26 protein-coding genes are annotated in these 21,742 nt (G+C 57.3%); 15 read left to right on the plus strand and 11 right to left on the minus strand.

Annotated features, from left to right (window positions below):
- Positions 1 to 74: 74 nt before the first annotated feature.
- The 5 genes from KJS55_RS04225 to KJS55_RS04245 all read right to left on the minus strand — a co-directional run bounded on the left by KJS55_RS04225 (position 75) and on the right by KJS55_RS04245 (position 3,785).
- Complete coding sequence (locus KJS55_RS04225; protein WP_213542757.1) at positions 75 to 908, minus strand: DegV family protein; 834 nt, start codon at positions 906 to 908, stop codon at positions 75 to 77.
- Positions 909 to 1,129: 221 nt separating this feature from the next.
- Positions 1,130 to 1,708 (minus strand): ATP-binding cassette domain-containing protein, encoded by a 579-nt coding sequence (locus KJS55_RS04230; RefSeq protein WP_187028232.1) that lies wholly within the window; start codon positions 1,706 to 1,708, stop codon positions 1,130 to 1,132.
- Complete coding sequence (locus KJS55_RS04235; protein ID WP_213542758.1) at positions 1,705 to 2,454, minus strand: ABC transporter permease; 750 nt, start codon at positions 2,452 to 2,454, stop codon at positions 1,705 to 1,707. Before KJS55_RS04235 ends, KJS55_RS04230 begins: the two co-directional genes overlap by 4 nt.
- On the minus strand, positions 2,444 to 3,508 hold the full coding sequence (locus KJS55_RS04240) for an ABC transporter substrate-binding protein (protein ID WP_213542759.1): 1,065 nt from the start codon (positions 3,506 to 3,508) through the stop codon (positions 2,444 to 2,446). The genes KJS55_RS04235 and KJS55_RS04240 overlap by 11 nt, the downstream gene beginning before the upstream one ends.
- Before the next feature lie 19 nt (positions 3,509 to 3,527).
- A complete protein-coding gene (locus KJS55_RS04245) occupies positions 3,528 to 3,785 on the minus strand; it encodes a TM1266 family iron-only hydrogenase system putative regulator (RefSeq protein WP_213542760.1) in 258 nt (85 codons plus the stop codon).
- A 499-nt stretch (positions 3,786 to 4,284) separates the two neighbouring features.
- Between KJS55_RS04245 and KJS55_RS04250 the strand changes: the two genes are divergently transcribed.
- The 3 genes from KJS55_RS04250 to KJS55_RS04260 all read left to right on the plus strand — a co-directional run bounded on the left by KJS55_RS04250 (position 4,285) and on the right by KJS55_RS04260 (position 6,747).
- Positions 4,285 to 4,707, plus strand: coding sequence for an EamA family transporter (locus KJS55_RS04250; RefSeq protein WP_213542761.1), 423 nt, complete (start codon positions 4,285 to 4,287; stop codon positions 4,705 to 4,707).
- 96 nt (positions 4,708 to 4,803) lie between these two features.
- Positions 4,804 to 5,313 carry a GNAT family N-acetyltransferase gene (locus KJS55_RS04255; RefSeq protein ID WP_213542762.1) on the plus strand — a complete coding sequence of 170 codons (510 nt, stop codon included), beginning with the start codon at positions 4,804 to 4,806 and terminating at the stop codon, positions 5,311 to 5,313.
- A gap of 177 nt (positions 5,314 to 5,490) precedes the next feature.
- Positions 5,491 to 6,747, plus strand: coding sequence for a diaminopimelate decarboxylase (locus KJS55_RS04260; RefSeq protein WP_213542763.1), 1,257 nt, complete (start codon positions 5,491 to 5,493; stop codon positions 6,745 to 6,747).
- 56 nt (positions 6,748 to 6,803) lie between these two features.
- On the opposite strand, the gene KJS55_RS04265 is transcribed toward KJS55_RS04260, so the two are convergent.
- Positions 6,804 to 7,337: a DUF4352 domain-containing protein gene (locus KJS55_RS04265; RefSeq protein WP_187028225.1), complete on the minus strand. Its 534-nt coding sequence runs from the start codon at positions 7,335 to 7,337 to the stop codon at positions 6,804 to 6,806.
- Positions 7,338 to 7,473: 136 nt separating this feature from the next.
- Positions 7,474 to 7,839 (minus strand): VOC family protein, encoded by a 366-nt coding sequence (locus tag KJS55_RS04270; protein ID WP_213542764.1) that lies wholly within the window; start codon positions 7,837 to 7,839, stop codon positions 7,474 to 7,476.
- Positions 7,840 to 8,009: 170 nt separating this feature from the next.
- Between KJS55_RS04270 and KJS55_RS04275 the strand changes: the two genes are divergently transcribed.
- The 12 genes from KJS55_RS04275 to KJS55_RS04325 all read left to right on the plus strand — a co-directional run bounded on the left by KJS55_RS04275 (position 8,010) and on the right by KJS55_RS04325 (position 18,957).
- The gene (locus KJS55_RS04275; RefSeq protein WP_187028223.1) at positions 8,010 to 8,240 is read left to right on the plus strand and encodes a FeoA family protein; all 231 of its coding nucleotides are present in this window, start codon (positions 8,010 to 8,012) and stop codon (positions 8,238 to 8,240) included.
- Positions 8,237 to 10,243: a ferrous iron transport protein B gene (gene feoB, locus KJS55_RS04280; protein ID WP_187028222.1), complete on the plus strand. Its 2,007-nt coding sequence runs from the start codon at positions 8,237 to 8,239 to the stop codon at positions 10,241 to 10,243. Before KJS55_RS04275 ends, feoB begins: the two co-directional genes overlap by 4 nt.
- Before the next feature lie 10 nt (positions 10,244 to 10,253).
- Positions 10,254 to 10,379 (plus strand): hypothetical protein, encoded by a 126-nt coding sequence (locus tag KJS55_RS17490; RefSeq protein WP_256315305.1) that lies wholly within the window; start codon positions 10,254 to 10,256, stop codon positions 10,377 to 10,379.
- A gap of 503 nt (positions 10,380 to 10,882) precedes the next feature.
- The gene (locus KJS55_RS04285) at positions 10,883 to 12,082 is read left to right on the plus strand and encodes an ABC transporter substrate-binding protein (RefSeq protein ID WP_213542765.1); all 1,200 of its coding nucleotides are present in this window, start codon (positions 10,883 to 10,885) and stop codon (positions 12,080 to 12,082) included.
- A 135-nt stretch (positions 12,083 to 12,217) separates the two neighbouring features.
- Positions 12,218 to 13,096 carry a branched-chain amino acid ABC transporter permease gene (locus KJS55_RS04290; protein WP_187028220.1) on the plus strand — a complete coding sequence of 293 codons (879 nt, stop codon included), beginning with the start codon at positions 12,218 to 12,220 and terminating at the stop codon, positions 13,094 to 13,096.
- A gap of 10 nt (positions 13,097 to 13,106) precedes the next feature.
- Positions 13,107 to 14,186, plus strand: a complete 1,080-nt coding sequence (locus tag KJS55_RS04295; RefSeq protein ID WP_187028219.1) for a branched-chain amino acid ABC transporter permease — start codon at positions 13,107 to 13,109, stop codon at positions 14,184 to 14,186.
- A gap of 37 nt (positions 14,187 to 14,223) precedes the next feature.
- Positions 14,224 to 15,021 carry an ABC transporter ATP-binding protein gene (locus KJS55_RS04300; RefSeq protein ID WP_394806171.1) on the plus strand — a complete coding sequence of 266 codons (798 nt, stop codon included), beginning with the start codon at positions 14,224 to 14,226 and terminating at the stop codon, positions 15,019 to 15,021.
- 2 nt (positions 15,022 to 15,023) lie between these two features.
- The gene (locus KJS55_RS04305) at positions 15,024 to 15,734 is read left to right on the plus strand and encodes an ABC transporter ATP-binding protein (protein ID WP_187028217.1); all 711 of its coding nucleotides are present in this window, start codon (positions 15,024 to 15,026) and stop codon (positions 15,732 to 15,734) included.
- A 123-nt stretch (positions 15,735 to 15,857) separates the two neighbouring features.
- On the plus strand, positions 15,858 to 16,370 hold the full coding sequence (locus tag KJS55_RS04310; protein WP_187028216.1) for a transcription repressor NadR: 513 nt from the start codon (positions 15,858 to 15,860) through the stop codon (positions 16,368 to 16,370).
- A 25-nt stretch (positions 16,371 to 16,395) separates the two neighbouring features.
- Positions 16,396 to 17,172: a suppressor of fused domain protein gene (locus KJS55_RS04315; RefSeq protein WP_187028215.1), complete on the plus strand. Its 777-nt coding sequence runs from the start codon at positions 16,396 to 16,398 to the stop codon at positions 17,170 to 17,172.
- A gap of 203 nt (positions 17,173 to 17,375) precedes the next feature.
- Positions 17,376 to 18,482: a PTS sugar transporter subunit IIC gene (locus KJS55_RS04320; RefSeq protein WP_213542766.1), complete on the plus strand. Its 1,107-nt coding sequence runs from the start codon at positions 17,376 to 17,378 to the stop codon at positions 18,480 to 18,482.
- A 49-nt stretch (positions 18,483 to 18,531) separates the two neighbouring features.
- Positions 18,532 to 18,957: a PPC domain-containing DNA-binding protein gene (locus KJS55_RS04325; protein WP_187028213.1), complete on the plus strand. Its 426-nt coding sequence runs from the start codon at positions 18,532 to 18,534 to the stop codon at positions 18,955 to 18,957.
- 195 nt (positions 18,958 to 19,152) lie between these two features.
- Here KJS55_RS04325 and KJS55_RS04330 read toward each other — a convergent pair whose 3' ends face one another.
- The 4 genes from KJS55_RS04330 to KJS55_RS04345 form a co-directional block, all read right to left on the minus strand.
- Positions 19,153 to 20,118, minus strand: a complete 966-nt coding sequence (locus KJS55_RS04330; protein ID WP_213542767.1) for a tRNA dihydrouridine synthase — start codon at positions 20,116 to 20,118, stop codon at positions 19,153 to 19,155.
- Entirely contained in the window at positions 20,115 to 20,465 is a 351-nt protein-coding gene (locus KJS55_RS04335; protein ID WP_187028211.1) for an arsenate reductase family protein, read from the minus strand. Before KJS55_RS04335 ends, KJS55_RS04330 begins: the two co-directional genes overlap by 4 nt.
- Before the next feature lie 19 nt (positions 20,466 to 20,484).
- Complete coding sequence (locus KJS55_RS04340) at positions 20,485 to 21,348, minus strand: SPL family radical SAM protein (RefSeq protein WP_187028210.1); 864 nt, start codon at positions 21,346 to 21,348, stop codon at positions 20,485 to 20,487.
- Between the two features lie 134 nt (positions 21,349 to 21,482).
- On the minus strand, positions 21,483 to 21,686 hold the full coding sequence (locus KJS55_RS04345; protein WP_187028209.1) for a hypothetical protein: 204 nt from the start codon (positions 21,684 to 21,686) through the stop codon (positions 21,483 to 21,485).
- Positions 21,687 to 21,742 lie beyond the last annotated feature (56 nt).

Raw genomic sequence — 21,742 nt, forward strand, 5'->3', positions numbered from 1 at the left:
ACACAGGGCGTGGCCCTTTTCATTTCCGAGATGCTCCGGGGTGCGGGACAGCGTGAAGCCCGCCCCGCAACACCTTATTTCCGCAGCAAAAGAACTCCCAGCGTCCTCGGGCCACAGTGGGAAAAAATCGTACAGCCGGCCTTGGCCTCCAGGACCTCGTCAAAGCGCCCTTGCAGAATCTCCCTGGCAATGGCAGCCAAATGGTCATCCTCGCAGGTGTCCACCAAGATTGCGCGGCTTTCGTCCAGGTCGGTCCGGCCCTCCAGCCGGTCCCGGAGATAGTCCGTCACCACCTTTTCCATGGACCCCCGGTACTTCTTGACAACCCCCATGCTGCCATCAGAGACCTCAATGCAGGGGTGCAGCTTCAGAAGGTTTGCGCCCAGCGCCGTCACCGCGGAGCAGCGCCCACCTTTTTTCATATAGTCCAGCCGGTCCAGCACAAAGCTCATTTCCAGCCGGGGCCGCAAGTTCTCCAGCAGCGACAAAATCTCTTCCACGGACTTGCCTCCCCGGGCCGCCTCCGCTGCCAGCAGAACTGCCATGCCGTGGCCGACAGACAAATTCTCTGAGCTGAACACATGGACACCGGGAACCTCCTCCGCCGCCAGCTTGGCATTCTGGTGACAGCAGGAAAATCCCGCGCCGATATTGATATGAATCACAGCGTCATACTGGGCGATCAGCTCTCGGAAAAGCGTCTCATAGTCTGCCGCGTTCACCGCATTGGTGGTGGTAATTCCCCCGCCGGCATCCACGTGCGCGGCAATATCTGCCGTGGTGATATTCACGCCGTCCTGATATAAATGGTCTCCCATCACCACGCCCAGAGGCGTCACGGAAATATCATACTTTGTCAGCAGCTCAGCAGGCAGATCGCAGGTGCTGTCTGTGGTAATTTTGATCATAGGTGTTTCTCCCTCCGGCCAGGTAAATGTCAGCTAAATGATACCAGCGCGCGTATCTTCCCACCCTAGTATCAGGCGGCATCCAGGACGCAATGTGTCAATTTTCCGGCAGATGATCCTGATATGCTGTTGGCGTACAGATCAAAAGGACGTGATACAACTGCTGTTCCGGAGCTATTGTATCATAGCTTTTGCAGAAACACCAGCGCCTTTGCAGAATCTTAACGTGCAGGTGCAAGGCGGATGATTCGGGCGTCCAGGCCGGCTGCATCATCCTCGTCATGCGTCACCAACAACACTGGTTTTCCCACTGTTTCCCGCTGGAGAACAGCGCGGCACACAGCTCGATTTTCATCATCCAGGCCAGAAAAGGGCTCATCCAGCGCCAGAGCATCAGAAGGCGCCAGGAGTGCCCGGATCAGCGCCAGACGCCGGCGCATTCCGCCGGAGTACTCCCGCACTGGTCTTTCCGCCGTCTCCGCCAGCCCCAGTTCTGCCAGCATTGCGGCTGCGCGGGCCTCGCCCTGGCGTGTCCCAATCAAGTGGAGATTGCCCCAGGCGTCCAGGTGCTCCAACAGCCGATCCTCCTGAAACACGGCGGCCCAGCGACAGTTCTCCGGCAGGCGGACGCTCCCTTCATCCGGTGTTTCTAACCCCAGCAAAAGCCTCAGCAGGGTGGTCTTTCCCACGCCGGAGGGTGCCATCACGCAGGTGATTCCAGGCCCCGCCGTAAACGTCACATCCCGGAGTACTGGCGTTCCGTGATAGGATTTCCCAAGATGCTCTACCGAGATCCTCATAGGCTGCCCAGCCTTTCTGCCAGGGCGTTTACCGCCCGTAAAAACAGTCTCTCAAAAATCAGGGACACGGCCACGATCACAGCCGTCCAGGCAAAGAGGTCCTCCGTCTGGAAATAGACCTTTGCGGTATACAGCCGTTCTCCCAGCGAGCCGCCCGGAAGGCCGATGACCTCCGCCGCGATGCCGGCCTTCCAACAGAGGCCCAGGCTCAGCGAGCAGGCAGCACGGAAGTAGGGCAGAATCGCCGGGAGGTAAATCCCTGTCACCTGCCGTGTCAGCGGCACCCGGAAAACCCGTGCCATCTCCAAGAGCTTTGGATCGGTCTGGCCAATACCGATGAGCACATTTGTATATACGGTTGGAAACACCATGAGCCCCGCAATGAACAAAGACAGCTGGCGGCTGTTCAGCCACACCAGCGCCAGAATGATGAAGGAGGCCACAGGAACCGCCTTCACCGCCGCCACCAGCGGAGAGAGCAGTTCCTGTATCCGCCGCCACCGGAAAGCCGGCACCGCCAGCAACACCGCAGCAAGGCAGGACAGGGCAAAGCCCCCTAAAATCCGCGCTGCGGACCAACCCACCGCCGACCAAAACTCCACCGTGGCCGCCAGCGATGCCAACCGCAACAGCACAGCCAGTGGGGAGGGCAGCAGCAGCGTCTGGCCAAAGGCCATGCTGCCAAGCTGCCACACCACCAGCCAAAACACCACCGCCCAAAGGCGGACGGCGTTTTTACGCACCATAGTAGAAGTCGTCGGCGGGGAGCCCTGAGCTCTCGTCGGTGGGGTCCGCGCCCACAGAGGCGGGGTCCGCGTCAAAGAGCACCTGGAGATAGCCGGAGAGCTTCTCCTTCATCTCGCCGCCGGTGATGCAGACGATATTGCAATAGGGCAGAGCCTTCTCCGCCACGGCGGCATCCACAATCTCATACTCCCCGATGAGAGCGGCGGCATCCGCAGTATTGGCATTCACCCAGTCAACAGACGCGCTGTACTGCTCCAGGAAATCGCTGACCGCCGCCGGATGGGCCTCTACAAATTCCTTGCGGGCAACCACCACGCCGGTGAGCAGAGCGGAACCGTTATCCAGTGCGTCCCATTCCTTGGTCAGGTCCAGCGCCATCCGCAGCCCCTCAATTTTGCCCTGGGCCACGGTGACAAAGGGCTGGGGCAGCAGCGCAATCGTGGCTGCGCCGGTGGCCAGGGCCGCCACACACTCGCTGTGCTCGCTTTTCCAGTCAATGACCACGTCCGCATCCGGGTCAATTCCATTTTCAGAGAGCAGATACCGCAGGGCATACTCCGGCGTGGAGCCCTTTCCGGCAGCCACAATGGTTTTGCCCTTCAAATCTGCAAGGGACTGCACGGCGTTGCCGTTTTCCACCATGTAGAGGACGCCTAGGGTATTCACCGCCAGAGTCACAATCTCGCCCTTCGTGCGGTTATAAAGCACGGAGGCAAGGTTTGCCGGGACGCAGGCCATGTCCAGCTCTCCCTGAATCAGCAGCGGAGTCACCTCATCCGCCGAGGCCGCCAGCGTAAAGTCGTAGAGATTTCCGGAGGTAACCACATCTTCATGCTCTTTTTCCAGTTCTTTCACGGCCTCCGTCACAGGCTTACTGTCATCCATCAGCTTTACCATGCCCATGGCGGTGGGCCCCTTCAAAGCGGCCACCCGGAGTGTGACCGGCTCCTCTGCGGGCGTTTCATCGGGCTCCTGGTCTCCGCCGCAGGCGGCGAGGGACGCCAGCATCATTAGGGTCAGGCACAGTGCCAGACTTTTCTTCCATACGTTCATATTCTTCTCTTCCTTTCTTCTAAGACAGCGCGTCTTCCGGCGCGTACACAGTTTTGGCAGTGATCCCCGGCAGCTTCCCGATTTTCCCGGAGAGCGCAGAGATCACATCGGCGGGCGCATCCATCGCCACGCTGATAATGTTGACACCCCTGCTGCGGTAGGGTACTCCCATGCGGCCAACCATATAGCTGCCATACTGGTGCAGCAGCTCATTGAGGGCCGGTACCGAGGCGTTTTCCCGCACAATGATGGCAACCAGCGCCACCCGTGTTTCCATGACAATTCCTCCTGATCCATGTAAAATACCCCCTCCGCCATTCCAGCAGAGGGGGCAATAAGCACATCACCAAACAGGCGCGGAACATCCCGCGCCTCTTCCCCCGTCTTACGGCTTGGAACCCTCCCTCGCCGCCAGAACGACAGACTGAAGTCCTGTGGTCGCTGGTCAGTATCATTCTTTCCAGAGACGCAGGCATCATACCATGAAATGGCAGACTCGTCAAGACAGAACCTCGATTCTTCCGGAAGTATTTCCAGGTTTCTTTGATCTGGGCAATCAAATGGCGGGACCGCTGATGACTGGACACAGCCTGAAACTCGAAAGCAGCCGGTTCACTCAGCGCGCCATTTTTCAAACATCCTGCTCCTGATAAGGAAATCTGTACGCCCGGTATTGACGCCAAGATATCTTCTATGCTATCATTCATCATGGGTGAGCACCTACCGACAGTCAGGCTGAAGCAGTCTGGCTGTCTTTAATTTGAGGAGGAGAAGCAATGTCTGATATCTGGCCCATTGTACTAATCGTGGCATCCAACATTCTGTACCAAATCTGCGCCAAGTCCGTTCCCAAAGACATGGATGTCATGGCGTCTATGACGGTCACATACCTGGTAGGAGCCGTTTGTTCAGGGCTCATGTTTTTTGCCATGAATCGCACTCCCCATCTTCTCCAGGAGTGCAGCAAGCTGAATGCCGCCCCCATTCTGCTTGGAATTTCTGTGGTGGGCCTGGAGGTGGGTTATATTTATGCCTACAAGGTCGGCTGGCCGGTCAGCATCGCCTCCACAGTGCAAAGCGCATTCCTGGCTGTGGCCCTCATTTTCGTCGGAGCGCTTCTATACAACGAAACGATCACTCCCCAAAAAGTCATCGGCGTCATGATCTGTCTAGCCGGACTCTATCTCATCAACCGATAAGCTGTTTATCTTCCTGTATGCCGGACAGCCCTCCCTTGCCTGCCAGAAGCCTATATGATATGATAATCTCAATGCTAGAAAAAGGAGGTGGCTGCGTTGCAAATACGAAAAGCCATGGAGTCCGATCTGGAACGTCTGGCCGCTATTTATAATCAGGCCATCCTGGACGGAAGCCGTACCTGTGACACGGAGCCATTTCCTACCGAGGCTCGGCGAGCTTGGCTGCTGGAACACGATCAGGAGCGTTTTCCCCTTTTCACCTGCCTGCTGAAAGGGAAAGTTGTCGGTTACGCCTATCTCTCCCCCTACCGCTCTGGACGGCCTGCCCTGGCGGACACGGCCGAAATCAGCTGCTATCTGGACTTCAGCATCCATGGCCAGGGTATTGGCAGCCGCCTGATGGAGTTCATGCTCTCAGAAGCCCAGCGGCTTGGATTTCGGACCCTGGTGGCCATTTTGCTGGACTGCAACAGTGCCAGCATTGCGCTTTTGAAAAAATATGGGTTTTCAGAGTGGGGCAGGCTGCCGGAGATTGCCTGCCTGTCCGGCTGCTACTTTGATCACCTGTATTACGGCAAAGCTCTTCCGCGCCTGCCGGAACGCTGAAAAGCCTTGGCATCATGCACAAAGGAGAGGCTGTCTCTTGCCAGGAGAGGACAAGTGTGATATGATGAAAAAATCTGTGACACTGGTGCGAGGCTAGTGATCCAGATTTCTTGTGAACAGACGGTCGAAGCCTCCCCTGAGGCAGTCCGGCCAGAGAGAAAGATTTGAGGTGCCCGCATGAAAGTCCCTTTTGTGACCAAAGATCAGCTGGAGGCGATTGCCGCCCAATACCCTACCCCCTTCCATCTTTACGATGAGCGGGGCATTCGGGAAAACGCCCGGCGCCTGAGAGCCGCGTTCGCCTGGAATCCCGGCTACCGGGAGTATTTTGCTGTGAAAGCCACTCCCACACCTGCAATTTTAAAACTTTTGAAAGAAGAGGGCTGCGGGTGTGACTGCTCCTCTCTGGCGGAACTCATCATGGCGGAGCGGTGTGGCATCACCGGGGAGGATATCATGTTCTCTTCCAATGAGACGCCTCCGGAAGAATTTCAGTTGGCGGACAAGCTGGGCGCTATCATGAACCTGGATGACTTCACACTGATTGAGGATCTGGAGCGCGCCACCGGAAAGATTCCGGAAAAGGTCTGCTGCCGGTACAATCCCGGCGGCGTGTTCGCTCTGGGTGAAACCCGGGAGGGTTTTCAGGTCATGGACAACCCTGGAGATGCCAAATACGGCATGACCCGCGCCCAGATTTCCGAGGCGTACCGTGTGTTGGCCGCAAAAGGTGCTAGGGAATTTGGCCTGCACAGCTTCCTCGCGTCCAATACTCTCTCCAATGAGTATTATCCAGTCCTGGCGCGGATGCTCTTCCAGCTGGCTGTGGAACTAAAGGAGGAAACCGGCTGCCGCGTCACCTTTATCAACCTCTCCGGCGGTGTGGGCGTTCCCTATCACCCGGATCAGCCTGAAAACGACATCGCCGTGATTGGTGAGGGCGTCCGCAAGGCCTATGAGGAAATTCTGGTGCCCGCCGGTTTGGGGGATGTGGCTCTCTATACAGAGTTGGGCCGCTTTATGCTGGCCCCTTATGGACACCTTGTAACCCGGGCCATGCATGAAAAGCATATTTATAAGGAGTATATCGGCGTGGATGCCTGTGCCTGTGATTTGATGCGGCCCGCCATGTACGGCTCCTATCACCACATCACTGTGATGGGCAAGGAGCATGCCCCCTGCGACCACAAGTATGACGTGGTGGGCTCCCTATGTGAAAACAATGATAAATTCGCCGTGGATCGGATGCTGCCCAAAATTGACCGGGGGGATCTGCTGGTGATTCATGATACCGGTGCCCATGGCAGGGCGATGGGATACAATTATAATGGCAAGCTCCGCTCTGCAGAGCTGCTGCTGCGGGAGGACGGCTCTGTGGATCTGATTCGCCGTGCGGAAACTTTGGAGGACTATTTTGCCACCCTGGTGTGGTAAGTGCATAAAAAAAGCGCCACCGCACTGCGGTGGCGCTTTTCATTTGGTACAGAAAATCAAGTCTGATCCTCGGCGGTAAAGTAGACAAAATGGTAATCCCCTGTGTCGCCCTCTTCCGTGCCGTCATCAAACATCTCCAGGTAGCAGATCGAGAAATCCGTGTAACCGGACGGAACCTCGTAGACCAGTTCCCCGCTGCGCTCCTCATTGACCGCCAGGGGGTATGTACCAGGAAGCTGGTTTTCCCCAACCGGGTCCAGTTCCTCAAAGGTCTCCATATCGGTGGTCACTGGGTAGGCGTAGGCGTCATCTTCCTCTCCCCAGGCCAGCTGGAAGTCCGTATCATACATCTCAATGCTCTCTTGGAACGTATTCTTAACCGTGATGGAGGCCACCAGCAACACATTCCCCTCTGCCGGCGTGTAGCCCTCATAGTCCGCCGTCAAATAGGCGCTGTTTACCGTGAAGTCAAAGAAATAGGTCTCCATGGTGTCGTTGACACGTCCTTCGTTAGCCTCGGCATCTCCACCGCAGGCAGCAAGGCTCAGTGCCATCACCAGGGCCGTCACAAGTACAAAGACTCTTTTCATGATGATCTCTCCCAACCAAAAAATACTTTCTATGGGCTCTCACAGGCGCCCATGATAGCTGCTAGTTTACCATATCGCCGCCCGGTGTGCAACCCCCTTTTGCAGTGCGTCCTGGGAAAGCTGGTGCTCCTCGGCCCTACCGGGCTGGGATGATTTCAATCCAATACCCGTCTGGATCGGAAATGAAATAGATTCCCATCTCCTGGTTTTCGTAGCAGATGCACCCCATGGCCTTGTGCCTTGCGTGGGCGGCATCATAGTCCTCCGCCTGCATTGCCAAATGGAATTCACACTCCCCCAGATCATAGGGCTGTGGATGGTCCCGCAGCCATGTCAGCTCCAAGCGGAAATCTGTCTTTCCGTCACCAAGAAACACAATGATAAAGCGCCCGTCCTCCGGCGCTTTCCTCTGCACCTCCCGCAGTCCCAGCGCCTCCTGATAAAATTGCAAAGATCGCTCCAAATTGCTCACATTAAAATTGAAATGGTTCAATGTCAACATCCTTGATCACCTCGTCACTATAATATCACAACCGGAAATCTCCCGCAAGTTGCACAATGGAATTCTGGAATTTTCTATCCTTTTTTCATATTTTTTGATTTGACTCTAGCGGCTGTGCGTGGTACACTCTCAATAGTTAGATTATGCTAACTTTTTAGGAGGATTTACCAATGACTTTAGATATGCTGCCTCTGGGTCAGGAGGCTGTCATCACCTCAGTGGGCGGCACAGGTGTTCTGCGCTGTCGGCTGCTGGATATGGGACTCATCCCCAAGACCTCCGTCCGCGTGGAAAAGCTGGCACCTCTTGGGGACCCTATGGAGCTGCGGATTCGGGGCTATGCCCTGTCCCTGCGGAAGGAAGACGCCCGCAACATCACCGTGGAGGTGAAAAAGCCATGATTTTCGCGCTGGCCGGCAATCAAAACTGCGGCAAGACCACGCTCTTCAACCAGCTCACCGGCTCCAACCAGCACGTGGGTAATTTTCCCGGCGTCACGGTGGACCAGAAGTCCGGCGCCGTCCGGGGGCAGAAGAACTGCACGGTGGTGGATCTGCCCGGCATCTACTCCATCCGGCCCTATACACCGGAGGAGATCGTCACCCGGGATTTCATTCTGAACCAGCGGCCAGACGGCATCATCAACATTGTGGACGCCACCAACATCGAGCGCAACCTCTATCTGACGCTGCAGCTCATGGAAATGCATATTCCCATGGTGCTGGCGCTGAACATGATGGACGAGGTGTCCGCCAACGGGGGCACCATCAACATCCAGGGGATGTCCCAGGCCCTGGGCATCCCGGTGGTGCCCATCTCCGCGGTGAAGAATGAGGGTGTAGAAGAGCTGATCCGAACCGCAGTTGCCACGGCAAAAAACCGGGTCTACCCGGCGGTGTACGACTTCTGCGCGCCGGGGCCGGTCCACCGCTGTATCCACGCAGTAGTGCACCAGATCGAGGACCACGCGGAGAAAGCAGGGCTTCCGGTGCGCTTTGCCGCCACGAAGCTCATTGAGGGCGACGAGGACATCCGCGCCCGGCTGGAGCTGGACCAGAACGAGCTGGAGCTCATCGAGCACAGCGTTCAGGAGATGGAGTCGGAGCACGACATGGACCGCAACGCCGCCCTGGCGGACATGCGCTATGACTTCATTGAGAATGTCTGCCGGGACACGGTGGTGAAATGCCGGGAGTCCCGGGAGCGGGAGCGCAGCGAGGCCATTGACCGGGTAGTGACCAACAAGTACCTGGCCCTGCCCCTGTTCTTCTGCATTATGCTGGGGATCTTCTACCTGACGTTCGAGGTGATCGGCGCGTTTCTCTCAGACCTGCTGGCCGCCGGCATCGACGCTCTCTCCGCCGCTGTGGACGCAGGACTGACCTCCTACGGCCTGAACTCGGTGGTACATAGTCTCGTGATCGACGGCATTTTTGCCGGCGTGGGCAGTGTGTTGAGCTTTTTGCCCATCATTGTGGTTCTCTTTTTCTTTCTCTCTATCCTAGAGGATACCGGCTACATGGCCCGGGTGGCCTTCTTCATGGACCAGCTGCTGCGGAAGATCGGTCTTTCCGGCCGCAGCATCGTCCCGATGCTGATCGGCTTTGGCTGCTCCGTCCCCGCCATCATGTCCACCCGGACGCTGGCCTCGGAACGGGACCGCCGGATGACCATTCTTCTCACGCCGTTCATGAGCTGCTCTGCAAAAATCCCTATCTACGGAGTTTTTTCCGCCGCCTTTTTCCCGGACTGTGCGGCGCTGGTAATGATCATGCTTTACTTAGGCGGCATCCTGGTGGGAATTCTCGCCGCGAAGGTCCTGGGAAAGACCGCCTTCCGCGGCAACCCCGTCCCCTTTGTCATGGAGCTTCCCAACTACCGCTTCCCCTCTGCCCGGAGTGTGGGGCAGCTGTGCTGGGACAAGGCCAAGGACTTTCTGACCCGCGCCTTTACGATCATCTTTATCGCCACCATTGTCGTGTGGTTTCTGCAGACCTTTGATACCCGGCTGAATCTGGTGGCCGACAGTTCTGACAGCCTTCTTGCCACGGTGGGCGCCTGGATCGCCCCCCTGTTCGCTCCACTGGGCTTTGGGGATTGGCGGGTCTCCACCTCCTTGATTACCGGTTTTATTGCCAAGGAGTCTGTAATCTCTACGCTGGGTATCTTGACAGGCGCAGGTGCTGATGTGACGGCATCAGCCCTCGGCACTCTCTTTACCCCTGTGACTGCTGTTAGCTTTTTGACATTTACACTGCTCTATACCCCTTGTGTGGCAGCCATCTCCGCGGTGCGGCGGGAACTGAACTCTGGCTGGCAGGCCGCTGGCGTGGCAATCAGTCAGTGCGCCGTTGCGTGGATGGTAGCGCTGGTGGTATACCGGGCCGCACTGTTTTTTGTCTGAGGTGACTGCCGTGCTGGAAGGTTTGATTCTGGCCGGAGTCGCCCTCTGGCTGACGCTGGCCGTGCGGTCCTGCCGCCGGCACAGGGGCAGCTGTGGAGGCGACTGTGCCCGCTGCCGCCGGCGCTGCGGTCCCTGAGCCGTGGTTAGGCCGGGCCTGCACGTGTCCACAGATTCGATGGATTTTATTGATTCGGCATAGATTTTCTTTCCGATTTTTTTGCAATTTTGTGACTATTCTCCCCTGCGCAGTGGTTGACTTTCCATGGTTAAACCGCTAGAATAAAAACAATCATTCACGCAACCATTTGCGCAGAGGGAGGCGGACTTTATGACTTGCACTATGTGTTATCCGATGCAGTCTCATCATGCGTCCGCTTCTTATGCGAACGCCACTTCTTGCTGCGCTAAAATTGCCGCTCTGGACGCCATTATTATGGCGTCCATTATTATTTGCGGCCTGATTAGCCTGTCCATTTTGGGCATTGTCCTGGTATTGCTGGTAGTATTGCTGCCATGCGGAAAAGTGAATATGCCCTGGGCGCGGGGGTTTTTATAAGGTATGTTGATACAGCAAAGCGGCTGCGCCGAAAGGTACAGCCGCTTTTTTGTATAATATTTCTTTAAAAGGAGAAGAACACGATGAAAAAGAAACTCTTTGCTCTGATGATGGCCATGGTCATGGTCCTCAGTCTGGCAGCCTGCGGCGGTGACTCTGGTACCACCGACGACACCACAGACGATACCACAAACGATGCCAGCAATACTACTGGCACTGCCGGCGGCACCTTTAAAATCGGCACCATCGGTCCTCTGACCGGTGACAATGCGATCTATGGCCAGGCCGTTGCCAATGGCGCCAAGATTGCCGTGGATGAAATCAATGCCGCCAGCGGCGATATCCAGTTCGAGCTTCAGTCTGAGGACGATGTGGCGGATGGTGAGACCTCCGTCAACGCCTACAATACTCTGATGGACTGGGGTATGCAGATGCTGGTTGGCCCCACCACCACCGGTGCATCCATTGCCGTTTCCTCTGTGGTCAATGAAGACCGGACCTTCATGCTGACCCCCTCCGGCTCCTCCACCGACATTATCGATGGGAAGGATAATGTCTTCCAGGTCTGCTTCACCGACCCCAACCAGGGAACCGGCGCTGCCGACTACATGGCCGAGAATATGTCTGGTGCCAAGGTTGCCGTGATCTATCAAAACGACATCGCATACTCCCAGGGCATCCGGGACACTTTTGTGGCCGAAGCGGAAGCCAAGAGCCTGGAGGTCGTCTATGAGGGCACCTTCACTGCCGACACTAAGAGCGATTTCTCCGTTCAGCTCACTGCCGCCCAGTCCGCCGGTGCGGACCTGCTGTTCCTGCCCATCTACTATCAGGAAGCCTCTGTGATTTTGAACCAGGCCAATCAGATGGGCTATACTCCCACCTTCTTCGGCGTGGATGGCATGGACGGAATCCTGACCCTGTCCGGCTTTGACACCTCTCTGGCTGAGGGCGTCATGCTGCTGACCCCCTTCTCCGCCGACGCGGAGGACGAGCGGACCCAGACCTTTGTCAAGACCTATGAAGAGCAGTTTGGCGAGATTCCCAACCAGTTTGCCGCCGATGCCTATGATGCCGTGTATATCCTCAAGGCTGCTCTGGAAGCCGCCGGCTGCACCGCCGACATGTCCGCTGTCGACATCTGCGAGGCTCTTGTCCCCGTGATGCCCACCATCACGGTGGACGGCCTCACCGGCCAGGGCATGACCTGGGATGCCTCCGGCGCTGTGTCCAAGGCACCCATGGCAGTTGTGATCGAAAACGGCGTGTACGTCCTGCCCTAACTCTCCAACAGATGGACCGCCGGGAGGGAACTCCTCCCGGCGGCCCTCCCCCGCTTCTGTGGCGGAAACGGAGGCGGGAGCCTCCCTCCCGCCCCCGTTTCTGCCATAGAGAAAGAAAAAGAGGTGTGTGTTCATATGGAATTCTTGTCTTATCTGATCAGCGGCATCAGCCTTGGCAGTGTATACGCTCTGATCGCCCTGGGCTACACCATGGTCTACGGCATTGCCAAGATGCTGAACTTTGCTCACGGGGATGTCATCATGGTGGGCGGCTATATTTCGTTTTGTGCCGTCAGCTATCTGGGCCTGCCCGGATGGATTGGCGTTGTGCTGGCAGTGCTGGTTTGCACGGTGCTGGGTGTGGTCATCGAACGGCTGGCCTACAAACCCCTGCGTGCTGCGCCCTCCTTGGCGGTATTGATCACCGCCATTGGCGTGAGCTACTTCCTGCAAAATTCCGCTTTGCTGATTTGGGGCGCGGCCAGCATCTCCTATCCTCCCCTCATCAGCGGCTCGCTGCCCCTGTTCGGCGGCAAGCTCTCCATCCCTTATGTTTCCTTGCTCACGGTGGCGGTATGCCTTGTCATCATGGCAGCTCTCACCACCTTCATCAACCAGAGCAAAATGGGAAAGGCCATGCGCGCCTGCTCAGAGGATAAGGGCGCCGCACAACTGATGGGTATCAATGTCAATGCTACGATCTCCACCACTTTTGCCATCGGCTCTGCCCTGGCGGCCATTGCCGGTGTGCTACTGTGCTCGTCCTATTCCATTCTCTCCCCCACCACCGGCTCCATGCCGGGCATCAAAGCCTTTACCGCCGCGGTCTTTGGCGGCATTGGCTCCATTCCCGGCGCGTTCCTGGGCGGGTTGCTGCTGGGCATCATTGAGTCTCTGGCCAAAGCCTATATCTCCACCAATCTGGCCAATTCCATTGTCTTTGCTGTGCTGATCGTGGTGCTGCTGGTGCGACCCGCGGGTCTTCTTGGCAAATACGTGCCTGAGAAAGTGTGAGGTGACAAATATGAAAAAACTGCGCATTCAAAAACACACCCGCACAGACTTTCTCACTTACCTTGGCGTGATCGCCGCCTTTGCCGTGCTGAGCACCCTAAATGCCAGCGGCGGATTGAGCCGGTCCCTGTCCGGTCAGCTGGTCCCCATCTGCTGCTATATGTCCATGGCGGTGTCGCTGAACCTGACCGTAGGTATCTTGGGGGAGCTGAGTCTGGGCCACGCGGGATTCATGAGCGTGGGTGCCTTCTCCGGCATTATCGCCGCCATGAGCCTGCAGAGCGCCATTCCCTCCGAGCCTATCCGGCTGGCGATTGCCATGGTGGTCGGTGCGCTGGTGGCCGCGCTGGCAGGTGTCATCGTAGGCACGCCAGTGCTGCGGCTCCGGGGCGACTACCTGGCCATTGTCACACTGGCCTTTGGCGAAATCATCAAGGAGCTGGTCAACTGTCTTCTGGTGGGCCACGACTCCCGGGGGCTGCACATCGCCCTCAACATCACCGGCAGTAAGAGCATCGCGGACCTTCATCTGGAGGAGGACGGCCTTGCCATCATCAAGGGTGCTCAGGGTGCCGCCGGCACCAATACCATTGCAACCTTCACCGCAGGCTTTCTGCTGGTGATGGTGACATTGGCGGTGGTTTTAAATCTGAAACACAGCCGAGCGGGCAGGGCTGTTATGGCGCTGCGGGACAACAGCATTGCCGCAGAGAGCATTGGATTAAATATCACCAAATACAAAATGATGGCTTTTGTTACCTCCGCCGCTCTGGCCGGCGCCGCCGGCGCGTTGTACGGCTTGAATTTCTCCTCTCTCCAGGCGACCAAGTTCAACTTTAACACCTCCATTTTGATTCTGGTCTTTGTGGTGCTGGGCGGTCTTGGCAACATCTGGGGTTCCCTGATTGCCGCCGCCGCACTGACGGTGCTTCCAGAGATGCTCCGTGCTTTCTCCGACTATCGGATGCTGGTGTACGCCATCGTGCTGATCCTGGTGATGCTGGCTACCAATAATCCCACCTTCAAGGTGTTTTTCAGCCGCTTCCGCCGGGGCGGTTCCCGCAAGAGTACCGGAAAGGAGGCCATGTGATATGTTCTCAAAACTGATTCCTGTCCCCTCCCCTAACATGCTACCGGACCGGGACATCGACAAGTCCCCGATTTTGGAGTGCATCAACGTGGGCATCAACTTCGGCGGCCTCGCGGCGGTGGAGGATTTTAACATTGCCATCGGCCGAACGGAGATCTCCGGCCTGATCGGGCCCAATGGCGCCGGTAAAACCACGGTTTTTAACCTGCTGACTAAAGTCTATCAGCCCACTAAGGGCACCATCCTGCTGGATGGCAAGGATACCCACGGCATGACCACCGCCCAGGTAAACCGGGCCGGTATTGCCCGGACTTTTCAGAATATCCGCCTTTTCAATGACCTGACGGTAGAGGAAAATGTCACCGTGGCCATGGACGCCCAGATGTCCTACAGCATGTGGAGCGGCATCTTCCGCCTGCCGAAATTCTGGAAAGAGGAAAAGGTGGTCCATGACCGGGCATTGGAGCTTTTGAGCCTGTTCCATATGGAAGATCTGGCTGGAGCCAAGGCGGGTTCGCTGCCCTATGGCGCGCAGCGCCGGTTGGAAATCGTACGAGCGCTTGCCACCAATCCCTCTCTTTTGCTTTTGGATGAGCCCGCTGCGGGTATGAACCCCTCCGAGACGGCGGAGCTGATGGAAAACATCCGAAAAATTCGTGATACCTTCCAGATCGCGGTACTGTTGATTGAACACGACATGAGTCTGGTCATGAACATCTGCGAGGGCATCGCGGTGCTGAATTTTGGCCGTATCATCGCCAAGGGCACGCCGGCAGATATCCAGTCCAATCCCGCAGTCATTGAGGCCTATCTTGGCAAGAAAAAGGAGGCGTGAGTATGGCGGCAATCTTAACTGTAGACAATATCAATGTCTATTATGGCAGTATCCACGCCATCAAGGGCATCTCCTTTGAGGTCAATGAGGGGGAAATCGTCACCTTGATCGGAGCCAACGGCGCTGGAAAATCCACCACGCTGAACACCATTGCGGGACTGCTCCACAGTCACACCGGCTCTGTCACCTTTCTTGGCGAGAACCTGGGGAAGGTTCCTGCGCACAAAATTGTCTCCCGGGGCCTGGCACTCGTGCCGGAGGGACGCCGCGTCTTCTTGCAGATGACGGTGCAGGAAAATCTGGAAATGGGCTCCTATACGCAGCCCGGCTCTGGTATTTCCGCCGATCTGGAGCGGGTCTATGATCTGTTCCCCCGTCTGAGGGAACGCCGCAAGCAGGTGGCGGGCACGCTTTCCGGCGGTGAGCAGCAGATGTTAGCTATGGGCCGGGCCCTGATGAGCCATCCCAAGCTACTGATGCTGGATGAGCCCTCCATGGGCCTTGCGCCGATTCTCGTGGAGCAGATCTTTTCCATCATTCAGGATCTGCACCGTTCCGGCTCCACAATTTTGCTGGTGGAGCAGAATGCACAGGCAGCTTTGAATGTCGCTGATCGCGGCTATGTGCTGGAAACCGGGAAAGTCGTTACCACTGGCACCGGCCAGGAGCTACTGGAAAATCCCGCTATTAAAAAAGCATACCTGGGCGGTTGACGCCTGAAAAAGAGCGCCAATGGCGCTCTTTTGATTGCTTTTCCCTAGAAATGTGCTATACTGCTGTCATAACGCCGGGCGGCCATGCCGCTTTGGATTTCCATGCTAGAGGGAGGGATGCTTATGCAGGCAGAACAGCGCCGACAGGCCATCCTCAATACGCTGCGGCAGTCTGATCAGCCAGTCAGTGCCGGTGTTCTGGCAGAGCGGTTCTCCGTGAGCCGGCAGATCGTTGTGGGAGATGTTGCTCTTCTGCGGGCTACTGGCGCGGACATCACCGCCACCCCCCGCGGGTATGTCATGCAGCGCTCACCGGCTGGCCTTTTGCGTCAGATTGTCTGCCGCCACAGTGCCTCCGGCATGGAGGCGGAGCTCAACGCCATGGTGGACAACGGCTGCACTGTATTGGATGTCATCGTGGATCATCCTGTCTATGGACAGCTCACCGGCCCATTGCAGCTCTCCAGCCGGTACGATGTGCAGCAGTTCCTGGACCGCTGCGCCCAGTCTGACGCCCGTCCCCTGTCTGATCTGACAGAGGGGATTCATCTCCATACGATTTCCTGCCCCGATGAGGCGTCCTGGCAGCGAGTATTGGACGCACTGCGACGGATGCATATTTTAATTGAAGCATGAATGTGTTCTGACAGGAGGTTTCTGGATGGGTTTTCTTGACAAATTCCGCAAAAAGCCGAGGGTCACTCCCGGCGGCTCGCCAATCTATCGCTATGAGACGCCAGAGGAACCGGGCTGGCGGCCGCCGGAGTCGGTAGGTGCCTATGCTGAGGAGATTACTGAACATTTTGAAGCGCTCTTTCCTGGAAGAGAGAGTTTTGTGTTCCACGAGCTGATCAGCGATCTGGTACACATCGACATAAACATTATGCGGCCCACGGAAAAACAGGATTTCTATGTTCTCTACACCACCGGCATGAGTGATCTCCCCATGACCCTGCCGGATGAGCTTTCGGACCGGGAGGACCTTAAATATGCGGAACTCTATCTGTTTCTCCCTGGCAGCTGGGACTTGGGGAAAGAGTTCTCCCTCTCCAGTGACATGCCTGAATCCTCCTACTGGCCTGTCCGGATGCTGAAATTTTTGGCCCGGTTCCCCCATGAGTATGAGACCTGGCTGGGTTGGGGGCACACTGTGCCCAATGGTCCAGAGTACACACCGCTTTGTGATGGCGTGGGCTTCGGAGGCGTGGTGCTGAGCTGGACCGGCGAGGATAACCGTCTTGGCGGTTTGAACGCTGAGGACGGCCGGAAGATCAATTTCTACAGCGTCATCCCTGCCTACAAGGAGGAGATCGAGTACAAGCTGAAATATGGTATGGAGGGTCTGGATAAGGTATTCTGTGAAAAACAGCTTCCCATGATCCTGGATATCCATCGCCCCAATCTATGCCCGGATTTTAAGGAGGTTCTGGACCAGTGAGGACCTGGTTCACCCTGCCGTCTGTCCGGCACCGCGTTTCTTTTGGGAGGCACTCCCCCGCTCCTCTCACCAGGAAGGAGTTTTGCGCGGGATGCAGCCTTTAAAAAGCAGTTGACAAGGGCGGCTTTTGCGTGTATAGTGTGGTACACAGGTGTCAAGACACCTGTGTACCACACTAATTTTACATAAAGCAGGTGTTACCCATGGAAAGGTTCAAAGGCTTCCTCCGACGCAAAAACATTGTCATCTCCGCCAAGCGGTACGGGATTGACGCCTTGGGCGCCATGGCCCAGGGGCTGTTCTGCTCGTTGCTGATCGGCACTATCCTCAATACCATCGGTACCCAATTCCACATCGGCTTTCTCACTGCGCCCATTATCCAAATCAACGAGGTCCCCTATACCATTGGCGGCATGGCTTCCTTTATGAGCGGAGCGGCTATGGCCATCGCCATCGGCTATGCTCTCCAGGCGCCGCCCCTGGTGCTGTTCTCCCTTGCTACCGTCGGCTATGCCTGCAATGCACTGGGCGGCGCGGGCGGTCCACTTGCCGTACTGTTTGTGGCCATCATCGCTGCTGAGTGCGGCAAGGCCATCAGCAAGGAGACCAAAATCGACATCCTTGTGACCCCGATCTTCACCACCCTCGTTGGCATCGGCGCGGCATGGGTCATCGCGCCGCCCATCGGCGCTGCTGCCAGCGCCTTTGGACAGCTCATCATGCAGGCCACCCTCCTCCAGCCCTTCTGGATGGGAATTCTGGTGTCCGTCCTGGTGGGTGTGGCGCTAACACTGCCCATTTCCTCCGCCGCCATCTGCTCTGTACTGGGTCTGACGGGACTGGCCGGCGGCGCCGCTGTAGCAGGCTGCTGCGCCCAGATGGTGGGCTTTGCAGTCATGAGCTTCCGGGAAAACCGCTGGGGCGGTCTCGTGAGCCAGGGCTTGGGCACTTCCATGCTGCAGATGCCCAATATTGTGAAAAACCCCCGCATCTGGATTGCGCCCACTGTCACCTCTGCCATCACCGGCCCCATTGCCACTTGCCTTTTCAAACTGGAAATGAACGGCGCTGCCATCAATTCCGGTATGGGCACCTGTGGTCTGTGCGGTCAGCTGGGCGTATGGACCGGGTGGGTCTCCCCCAGTGAGCAGGCCATCGCCAATGGCGCAGCGGCCACCATCCCCGGTGCCTTTGACTGGGCCGGACTGATTCTGATCTCCTTTGTCCTGCCCGCCATCCTCTGCCCCCTCGTCAACCAGCTCTGCCGCAAGGCCGGATGGGTGAAGGACGGCGATCTGACCCTTGCTTGATTTCTCCCTGTGATTGTGGTAGTCTGGAGAAAAATCAAGGAGGATTCTTATGGAATACCGGAGATTTGATCAGGTGTGCATTGTGCGGCTGGACCCTGGCGAGGATATTTTAGAGGAGGTCCGGGCTGTTTCTCTGGCAGAGGGGATTCGTCTTGCCTCCGTCCAGGGGCTGGGTGCGGTGGATGACTTTACAGTTGGGGTATTTGATCCCGTCGAAAAGACCTATCAGGCTAACCAGTTTCAGGGAAGGTATGAGATTGTCTCCCTGACCGGCACCGTCAGCACCATGAATGGCGAGTATTACTGCCATCTCCATATGAGCGCCGGTGATGACCAGGGCCGCGTGGCAGGCGGCCATTTAAACCGTGCCCGGATCAGCGCCACCGGCGAGCTGGTGATTACTATCCTGCCTGGTTCTGTGGACCGGGCGTTTAACGAGAAGGTTGGATTGAACCTCTTCCGGTTTGATGCATAACACTCATGCGCATAGAATCTATCACAAAATCGGGAAGCCTGACAGGGCATGCGGTTTTTTCGCATAGGGTTCCTCCCGCCCATGCGCTATAACCTGATGGCCATGTGCTGCCGGTGGCGGCACATGGTTAATCCTTCTTTGTTTCAATAGAAACGTCCGCGGACGGCAGCTGCCATCTGCGGACGTTTTCCACGTTTAAGCCAGAACGCCCTGGGCGTCCTCTCGAAGTACCAGCTCCCGAAAAATAGCTGCCTCCGCCGCCTCGTACTCCCCTGGGGTCCGAAAGCGGCGCATAGGGCGGTTCAGCCGCTCTGTGTCCTCAAAGAGGTGAATGAGGTAAAACCAGACCTCCCGCATCCGCTGGGCGGCAGTGCCCACCTGACCGTAAAAGGCCTGATATTCTCGATACAGCTCCTGAGTAAACGATTGAAGCTCCTCCCGGGAGGCGGGGGGACCGCCTTGAAGCTTCCGGAAAAGAGCCGGGTCCGCCACACCTCCCCGACCAATCATCACTGCTTCCGCCGCCGGGAAACGGGTCTCAAACGCCCGCACACCCACCACGGTCTGGAGGTCCCCGTTGTAGCAGACGGGGTTTTTACTCTCTCTCAGCGCCGCCTCAAAGACGTCCAGGTGGAGTGGACCCTTGTACTTCTCCGGCCGCACCCGGGCGTGGATCGTGAGGCAGGCAATGGGATAGCGGTTAAAGATCTCCAGCAGGCGCGGAAACTCCTCCGGCGTCTGATAGCCCAGCCGGGTTTTAACGGACACCGGCAGGCGGACGGAGGAAAACACCTGATCAAAAAAGGCGTCCAGCTCCTCCGGCCGGGACAAAAACCCAGAGCCCTTCCCCTTGGCAGTCACTGTACCAGAGGGGCACCCCAGGTTCAGGTTGATCTCCCGGTAGCCCAAATCCTCCAGCACCTCCGCCGCCCAGAGGAAGTCCGGCGCCAGACGGCTCATGACCTGGGGCACCAGAGGCAGGTCCTTTGCGCCCTCTCGGGTGATCTCCCGCAGATCGCGAGGTGTCACGATATGGTGATGGGTTGGGGAGAAAAAAGGCACAAAAATCCGGTCCGCGCCGCCGAAGTGCCGGAACCACACCCGCCGGAATACCGACCGGGTGATTCCATCCAGCGGGGCAAAATCCAGGCGCTGAATCATCCCAGCGTCTCTTCCCACTCCGGCTGGCGGAAGCCCACCCGCACGAAGTCCTCACCTATCAGCAGAGGCCGCTTGACCAGCATGCCGTCGGTAGAGAGCAGCTCCAACTGCTCCTCTTCACTCATGGCGCTGAGCTTGTCCTTCAGCCCCAGGGCCTTGTACTGCAAGCCGCTGGTGTTGAAAAACTTTTTCAGCGGCAGGCCGCTTCGCTGCCACCACTGCCGCAGCTCTTCGGCACTGGGGTTTTGGAGCTTAATGTCCCGGACCTCATAGGAGACGCCTTGGGCGTCCAGCCAAGTCCGGGCTTTTTGACAAGTCGTGCACTTGGGATAACAGACAAACAACATGGTGAAATCCTCCTTATTTTTAAAATAGCCGCAGCTGCTCCCCGGTCTGCGGGTCCTCCATCAGCCAGGACATGGCCTGATTCGCCTCGCAGATCACATCTCGGGCGCGGCACTCAGCCTGAAAGATACGGCTCAGCTGGGCGGCACGAGGGCTGGGACACTCATAACGGCTGCCGAATTGCCTGACATATTGTTCTTTGACGCCTGGAAAGTGCCGGTCCAACGCCTGATAGAAGTACTGTCGGTTTCCATCCCGCAGCGTGACCCCCATCCCGAAATTGATGATGGCTCCCACGCCCGCAGCAAAGCACAGCTCCAACAGCCCCCGAAGATTCTCTTCCGTGTCGTTCAAAAACGGCAGGATGGGACACAGCCACACACCGGTAAGAAGCCCCGCCTCGCGGCACGCCCGCAGCATCTCAAAGCGCTGCCGGGTCGTGCATACGTTTGGCTCGATCAAGCGGCATAGGTTCTCATCCAGGGTGGTGAAGGTAGTGCACACCACTACCCTGGCCTTGCGGTGGATACGCCGCAGCAGCTCCAAATCCCGCAGGAGCAGGTTGGACTTGGTCAGCACCGCCACGCCAAAGCCCTGCCGTTCTATGGCCTCCAGACACCGTCGGGTCACATTCAGCTCCCTCTCCAAAGGAAGATACGGGTCGCACATGGAGCCAGTACCAACCATGCACCGCCGCCGTTTGCGGCGGAGGGCCTCCTCCAGCAGCTCCGGAGCATTGACCTTCACGGCTACGTCCTCAAAGGCGTGGTCCATCTGGTAGCAGGTGCTGCGGGAGTCACAGTAAATGCACCCATGCGTGCATCCCCGGTAGACGTTAATACCGCCCCGGGGGGAGAGGATGGACTTGGCCTGAATTTCGTGCATGGGCCACCTCCCTCTCTCTTGGATATGGCCAGTATATCAAAAAGCGCCGGAAAGCACAAGAAAAAACGCCGCCCTCGTTGGCGGCGCTGAAATCACAAAAGTCAAAGCCTGCTCGTCCCCTCATGCCAGCAGCTTCAGGGCCGCATTCCCCCAAAACCCGGAGCCTTCATTGATCCCTCATCCTCCTCATCGGATTGGGAGATGACCAGTTCTTCTCCAGTCTGCTGAGCCTCCACCAGAATATCCCGTACATCCTCGTAGGCACCCAGTTCCAGATACATCAACGCCTCCGTGATTGCGTTAAACAGCGCGAAATAGGGCTTTCGATAGTCCGCCATGGCCGCATCTCCTTTCTCATAGCCCTCAATAGCATGATTATAATCACTATAATAAA

This window comes from Pusillibacter faecalis (genome assembly GCF_018408705.1).
Taxonomy (GTDB): domain Bacteria; phylum Bacillota; class Clostridia; order Oscillospirales; family Oscillospiraceae; genus Oscillibacter; species Oscillibacter faecalis.